Annotated in this window: 5 protein-coding genes; 2 read left to right on the plus strand and 3 right to left on the minus strand. The window is 37.2% G+C overall.

The genetic code is table 11. The features are described from left to right. Positions 1-10: 10 nt before the first annotated feature. Both ACOVQ4_RS04610 and ACOVQ4_RS04615 read right to left on the minus strand, forming a co-directional pair. Positions 11-1,471 (minus strand): TlpA family protein disulfide reductase, encoded by a 1,461-nt coding sequence (locus tag ACOVQ4_RS04610; protein ID WP_421819480.1) that lies wholly within the window; start codon positions 1,469-1,471, stop codon positions 11-13. A 184-nt stretch (positions 1,472-1,655) separates the two neighbouring features. Further along, entirely contained in the window at positions 1,656-3,143 is a 1,488-nt protein-coding gene (locus ACOVQ4_RS04615) for a TlpA family protein disulfide reductase (RefSeq protein WP_421819481.1), read from the minus strand. A 303-nt stretch (positions 3,144-3,446) separates the two neighbouring features. On the opposite strand from ACOVQ4_RS04615, the gene ACOVQ4_RS04620 reads away from it, so the two are divergent. Then, a complete protein-coding gene (locus ACOVQ4_RS04620) occupies positions 3,447-5,255 on the plus strand; it encodes an acyl-CoA dehydrogenase (RefSeq protein ID WP_421819482.1) in 1,809 nt (602 codons plus the stop codon). Between the two features lie 213 nt (positions 5,256-5,468). Here ACOVQ4_RS04620 and ACOVQ4_RS04625 read toward each other — a convergent pair whose 3' ends face one another. After that, positions 5,469-6,074 carry a DUF1684 domain-containing protein gene (locus ACOVQ4_RS04625; RefSeq protein WP_421819483.1) on the minus strand — a complete coding sequence of 202 codons (606 nt, stop codon included), beginning with the start codon at positions 6,072-6,074 and terminating at the stop codon, positions 5,469-5,471. Positions 6,075-6,254: 180 nt separating this feature from the next. Here ACOVQ4_RS04625 and ACOVQ4_RS04630 point away from each other — a divergent pair, with 180 nt between their 5' ends. Next, the gene (locus tag ACOVQ4_RS04630; RefSeq protein WP_421819484.1) at positions 6,255-6,842 is read left to right on the plus strand and encodes a riboflavin synthase; all 588 of its coding nucleotides are present in this window, start codon (positions 6,255-6,257) and stop codon (positions 6,840-6,842) included. Positions 6,843-7,085: the final 243 nt, after the last annotated feature.

A 7,085-nucleotide genomic window follows, 5' to 3' on the forward strand; every position in this document is an offset into this window, starting at 1 on the left:
TACATGTATCTTATTTCTTCAAAATCTCGTCAAAAAAACTTCTTATATGTTGATTGGTCGGTCTGGGTGCATTGTCGCTGATTATGGTACCATCGCGTCCTACGAGCATATAACGAGGAATAGAACTTATTTTAAATTTGTCAGCAAATGCAGACTTTTTCCCGTCGGGCATCAGATAGTGAACCGCCGAATCTAGACCTAATTCCGTAATAGCTTTTTGCCAAGCACTTATATTATCATCAATTGAAACATAAACAAACTTGATTCCTTTAGTAGAATATGCTTCTCTCAGTTGCTTTGAAGCAGGCATTTCTGCACGGCAGGGAGCACACCAAGAAGCCCAAAAATCTACATAAATAAGTTTATTCTCGTCTGTACTCAATAGCTCTCTCCATGTATGTGCCTCCAAATCTTTGTTTGAAATAAGTTCACTATCTAAAATGTCATTATTCACCCCTAATCGTTTAGCCAGTATTTGTGGTTGAAAACTCTTGATGACGTATTCTTTTAAAAAGCTATCCGAAGCATATTGTAGGTATGCTTCCAGCGTTGTGTCTGTATTTTTTTGTCCTAATACCACCGCAGCACGGATTAAGTCATACATTGCCATTTCACGGATATTTCCTTTAAATATTTCATTGGCAATGCTTATCAAGGTAGCTGCGTCGGTTGGCTGTTTGTTCTTGAGTGCCCAAAGATATAGAAACTGTTGAATGTAACTTCTTTGCTCGCTTGAATAGAAAAGAGCTTCATCGAACTTTACAGTGGTGCTTATTTCCTTCTCAATCAGTTCATGACTTTTTTTAAATGTTCCTCTATAAACAGAATAATAGCCAGACATCAAGCTTGAGAGTTTTCTGAGTAGAAAAAGTGCTTGTAATTGTGAAATGAAAGAGGGACTTAATTCATGTGTTTGCTGATACTTACTCAAAAAACGCATACGACTCTCGAATTTCTCTCTAGCAAATGTAATTTCATCAATGGCAGTGAATTGGACAGGCATTAAATCGGCTCCAAAGCCTTCAAACAAGCCCAATTCCTTTTCCATTTCGACAAAGAAATTGAGTTCATTTGTACGAATTTTATCCTTTACAATAAAATGAGTAATGTTTTCACGATCCTTTTCGACTAAGATTGTTTCGTTGGGCTGTACTAAGAAGTTATTAACAGTAAATCTCCCATGAAACTTACTGTAAAGTGTTTTTCGAGTGGGAGTACTATCGGTTACAATCACCAAAATAGGATAGTCGAAGTGTAGCCTTAACAGGGTATCTTTCTGTATTTCGTATAAGATAGGACGTTCACCAAATATATCGTTATAGTAGAATTTGAAAGGCTTTTCTTTTGAAGCCCGAATGTCTAATGTCGTGGAGTCAGTAGTAAGTATATTTTCAGTATATAGCATAGCGCTATGACCTTTAAATAGAAAGCATATCCAGAAAAAGGAGAGAAGGAAATAGATTTTGTACATGATTTTTGGAGGTTTAGATATAGGAGTAAAAGTTTGATTTAGAAATATCTACTAAATATTTAGTTATAGCAAATTTTAGAAAATATTTTTTCATTTCCTAGCCAACAAACAAAAAGTATGTGTACTATTTTATACGCTAATAAATCTGAAATAGAAAGATATTCAGAAATGAAAGTATGCTAAATCAATCGAGCGAATTGTTCTTTGTCAATAGCTTGATAATTTCATGAAGTTTGGATTCGGAAGGACGTGGAGCATTGAAATAAGCGATGTTTCCTTGCTGGTTAATAATGACATAGCGAGGAATAGTAGACAAACCCCAGAATGAACTTAAAATGTCATCATTGGCTTTTGTTCCTAGAATTCTATATGATTCAACACCTTCGGGTAGATTTTTTTGAGCGCTCTTTTGCCATTTTGATTGTTCGGTGTCAATGGAAAAATTGATAAAGACCATATCTTTTTTGTATGACTTTATGATTTTTTTTAAGCTTCCAAACTCGGCTATACATGGACTGCACCACGAAGCCCAGAAATCAACAAAAATGATTTTTCCTTTATGTTTTTTCAAAATATCATTTAGTTCACTTCGCTCACCAACACTATTTTCTAGTGATAACTTTTGTACATCTTCTGGGATAGAAAGATTTGATTCTGTAAAGTTGAGGTAGTTAACAGCCTTGACAAAGAGGCTATCTTTTATCTGATTTTTTGTGTTATGAAAAAACTGTTGAATGGAAAAATCATAGCGCTGATTTTTGTTTTCAGCAATATCTCTTAACAGCGCATATAACAGATAGTCTCTTGTAGTCCCCTTAAAATTTGTATTGATAGAATGTGTGAGGCTATTTAGGCTCGACAGGTTATTCCAATAGTCATTACCATTTTTGATTTGATTCTTGTATTGCCAAATATAGTTTAGGCAAAAACTTCCATACGAAACCATGTGAAGAAGACTATCATTTTGCTGAAAAGAGGTCTTAATTTCTTTAAAAAAATCTGCGTCTAGAGTCGTATGATTAGTGTAGTATAGAGTGCTAAGTAAACCGTCGAAATATTGAAACTTTAAGTCATTTAGTACCCATGATTTGAACTCATTACTAACAGGATATTGGATACTAAAATTATTAAACTGGTTTCTACGAAAATCATATTCCTCTTTTAATCTTGCCTTATACTGACTAAAATTCTGAAGATAATCTTCAATGTTGATATTCAGTAAACTTGAAGTTTCTGGGTCAGAAAACTGTTGATAATAGAGATAATTACCTTTGTTTTGAGAAGACAATACTTCGAAGATTGTCTTGGGTAAATCAGAATGAGCGTCTTTTTTGATGGAAATATTTAGATGGACAGAATCGTGAGGACTAACAAAAAATCCTTGATGTGCCAATTGAAAAAGTGCTGGCTTATCGATTTTTAGTTTGATTTGATACTCCTTTTGTGGTTTGTCTAATGCTATACGAGCTATTGGGGCTCTATCTTGAAGCGCATAGTTGAACTGATACAAGGGAATATTATCAATTGATTCTAACTCAGGAGAGACATTGATGGTACCATATAGAGTAGCGTATGACCCACCTGTATTATCAGATTTTTCTGTTTGTTTACATGAGCCTAATAAACAAATGATTGTGATAAAACAGAGGGCGGTGGTGTAAATTTTGATCATGATTTATAGAGGTTGATAGGGTATTAGAAATCATTAGGAGACTAAAAATGATAATGTGTAAACCAAATATCTACTAAGCTTTTAGTTATGGCAAATTTTAGCAAACTTATTTAGATTTCCAAATCAAAAAAAGATAAAAATCACCTTTCTGAGCTGTAAGAGCGTGTCATGATAAAAATCAGACAAATTCTTACAGCTCAATAATTTTTATCATAAATAGTATGCTTGCATAATAATTTTATTTGTATTATTTTTACTTTAAATAGAATATAATTTTTAATGAAATAAAATCCTATTTGATATATGGCACAACAATATTCTCGTCGAAATCTCGACTTTATGCTCAAGGAGGTACTCAAAGTGGGAGAACTTACGCAGTATCCTCATTTTCAGGATTACACGCCTGATATGTTTGATATGGTATTGGATACGGCTGAGGAAATCGCCGACAAAATCATGCGTCCTGCCTACGTGGAATCTGACCGTAAACAACCTGAGCTTATCAATGGTCAAGTAAAAGTGCATCCTGCTGTAAAGGATTATATGAAGGCAATGGGGGACTCTGGCATGATTAGCGCCACTTTCCACTATGAGCATGGTGGACAGCAATTGCCTTTGTTGGTCAATGCCGCCAATGAGTTTATTCGTGGCGCTGCGCATAATTCATTTGTGATGTTTACGGGCTTGACTGCTGGTTCGGCTCATTTGATTTATTCTTTTGGCTCAAAAGAGTTGCAAGAAAAATTTGCTGACCGTATGATTACTGCTGAGTGGACAGGTACGATGTGTTTGACCGAGCCTCAGGCTGGAAGTTCTTTGTCGGATGTAGTCACTACGGCCTCGCCTCAGGCAGATGGAACCTATAAAATCAAAGGGCAAAAGGTATTTATCTCTGCGGGCGATCATGATATTGCCGATAATATTATACATTTGGTTTTGGCAAGAATCGATGGCGCTCCGCTAGGAACGAAGGGTATTTCATTATTTGTGGTTCCGAAGTTTAGAGCCGATGACGCTGGCAACTATACGATAGACAATGACGTGGTTTCGACAGGTATTTATCATAAAATGGGGCAAAAAGCTACGCCAGCGATGCACTTGACTTTTGGAGATAAGGATAATTCCGTAGGGTATTTGGTAGGAGAGGCCAATCGTGGTTTGCAATATATGTTCCAAATGATGAACGAAGCTCGTTTGGGCGTGGGTATGGGTGGTACTTATATTGCTTCGGCTGCCTATTATGCGGCTTTGGAGTATGCCCAAGAGCGTCCGCAAGGTCGAAGATTAACCAATAAAAATCTCGTTGATGCACAAACATTCATTATCAATCACCCTGATGTGCGTCGTATGCTGACGTTCCAAAAGGCGATTGTCGAAGGTTGTATTGGTTTGTTGTTTCAATGTTATTGGTGGCAAGATATGATTCATGGCTTGGGTAGCGACAGCGAGGAGGCAAAAACTTATCAGACGATGCTAGATTTGATGACGACGGTTGCCAAAACATATCCAGCCGAATATGGTATCAAAGCGGTAAATGAAGGTTTGCAAGTGTTTGGAGGATATGGATATACCGAAGATTTTCCCTTGGAGCAAATGGCGCGCGATGTAAGAATTATGTCGATTTATGAAGGTACAACGGGAATCCATTCTTTGAATTTACTGGGTAGAGGTGTTACCGCTAATGGTGGCAAAGCACCTCAACTTCTTTTTGCTGAAGTGATGAAAACCGTTGCAGAGGCCAAAACACATGAAGTCTTGTTACCTTATGCCGAAAAGCTAGAAAAGGAATTAGGTCGTTTACAGAAAGTGACTATGCATTTGCTTGGCCTAGCTGCTCAAGGAAATAATGAGGTATTTTTGGCAGATGCTACTTTGTACATGGAGTTGTTTGGTATTATTACCGTGGCTTGGCAATGGCTGAAACAAGGCGTTGTGGCTCAAAATGCGATAGAACAACAAGCGCCAACTGGCGATGAGTTGACGTTTTATCAAGATAAAATTCATACGATGAAATTCTATTTTCATTATGAACTAATCAAGACGTTGAGCCTTGCCGCCAGATTGTTGGATACAGAAGTACTGACTGTGTTACAAGAGGAGGTGGAAGCCTAACAGTGTATTTCGGATTTGGGATTGCGGATTTCGGAAACTCGGTTAAATACCTTTATTTTTTCGGAAATGTAAAAGATTACACTTCCGAAATCCAACATCCGAAATAAACAGTTTTAGAATTTTTCGTACACTCCTAATTTGGGATTTTTGATTTTGGGAAGGAAGGCATGTTCCTTTATTTCCGAAACCAAAAATCCCAAATCTCCAATCAAATTAGAGTTTTTCGCCTGCCGTTACTGCCATTGGAATCAAGTTTTCGGCTGGAGGTAGCGGACAAGTAAAGGTATGGTTGTAGGCACAAAAAGGATGATAGGCTAAGTTAAAATCAATCTCAATTTGTGAATCCTTTTCATTCTTTGGGTCAAGGTCGATATATCTTCCTGCGCCGTAAGTTTCTTTACCTGAAGTCAAATCTTTGAATGGTAAAAACAACATTCCCTCACTATTGATAAATATTTTCAGCGAAACCTTTTTTCCCTCTTTTTCAAAACTGATATTTCCATAAGGTTCATACGTCTCCGTTTCGCCTCCTGTCATTTGGATTTCGAATTTTTGACCACTTTTGACTTTATCTATTTTTCCCAAAACCTTCCAAGTTGGGTCTGTCTCAAAATAGGATAAACCTTTGAAAGCGGCTTTATCTTCGATAGGAGATTCTTTTCCTGTTTTGAAAAATTCATCCTTTTCTTTTCGAGCATTTTGGAGTTGCTGCGTGTAAGCAGCGTTATCTTGCTTCGGTGCCGATTCGCTTCCGTTGAATATAGTATAGCCAACAATGAGTAAAATCACTAAACCGATAATCCATTTTAAATTTTTCATTTGCTTCTGAAATTCGCCTTTTGTTATGTCTTTGTTTGCAAAGATAACAATCGAGGCAATCATTTGTTGGCGCTTGTTGTTAAAGAATACAAAGACGCAAAGTTTTGAAGTGAAAGCGATTCCAATAAATCCTTAACTTTGCGCCTGCTATGCAAATTTTCATTTTAATCATTTACAACTATGTTTACAGGAATTGTTGAGGCTATCGGCGAGGTGGTGGATATTTATAAAGAAGGTACAAATATTACATTTACACTCACTTGTCCATTCACGAATGAGTTGAAAATCGACCAAAGTTTATCTCATAACGGGGTTTGTCTTACGGTGATTGCTATTGAGGGGAATCTATATTCAGTAACGGCGATTGATGAGACTTTGAAGAAAACCAATCTCGGTAAATTGGAGGTTGGCTCAAAAGTAAACCTCGAACGTTGTATGCCTGCCAATGGTCGTTTTGATGGTCATATTGTGCAAGGGCACGTCGACCAGATTGGACGTGTAACAGCGATTACTCCACAAGACGGTTCGTGGTTATATGATTTTGAATATGAACCAGAGGGACAAAATATTACGGTAGAAAAAGGCTCTATTTGTATTAATGGAACCAGTTTGACCGTTTTTAATTCAGGTACTAATTCTTTCCGTGTGGCCATTATTCCTTACACGTACGAGCATACAGTTTTTCATACCTTAGAGGTAGGCGATATCGTCAATTTGGAATTTGATATCGTAGGAAAGTACATTCGTAAAATGATGAATTTAGGATAGGGTTACATTTGTGGTCGGTGTCCCACTGACCAACTGGCGACAGCAAAAAGTCACTTTTTCAGCGCTAAAGAACTGTTAAGATAGAAAATAGTCTGGTGTGCTGTCGCGAGTTGTCGAGTGGGATACTCGCCACGGATCGAAAAATAGTCTGCTGTGCTTTTGCGAGTTGTCGAGTGGGACACTCGCCTCGGATCGAAAGAATCCTTTTTACAGACCTTCTCTTTTTGAAAAAAGACAGAAATA

This window comes from Flectobacillus sp. (assembly GCF_049240685.1).
Taxonomy (GTDB): Bacteria; Bacteroidota; Bacteroidia; order Cytophagales; family Spirosomataceae; genus Flectobacillus.

Excerpts from the sequence above, each read along its gene's own strand:
- ACOVQ4_RS04610 (WP_421819480.1), bottom strand. The coding sequence starts at position 1,471 with ATGTACAAAATCTATTTCCTTCTCTCCTTTTTCTGGATATGCTTTCTA.
- ACOVQ4_RS04615 (WP_421819481.1), bottom strand. The coding sequence starts at position 3,143 with ATGATCAAAATTTACACCACCGCCCTCTGTTTTATCACAATCATTTGT.
- ACOVQ4_RS04620 (WP_421819482.1), top strand. The coding sequence starts at position 3,447 with ATGGCACAACAATATTCTCGTCGAAATCTCGACTTTATGCTCAAGGAG.
- ACOVQ4_RS04625 (WP_421819483.1), bottom strand. The coding sequence starts at position 6,074 with ATGAAAAATTTAAAATGGATTATCGGTTTAGTGATTTTACTCATTGTT.
- ACOVQ4_RS04630 (WP_421819484.1), top strand. The coding sequence starts at position 6,255 with ATGTTTACAGGAATTGTTGAGGCTATCGGCGAGGTGGTGGATATTTAT.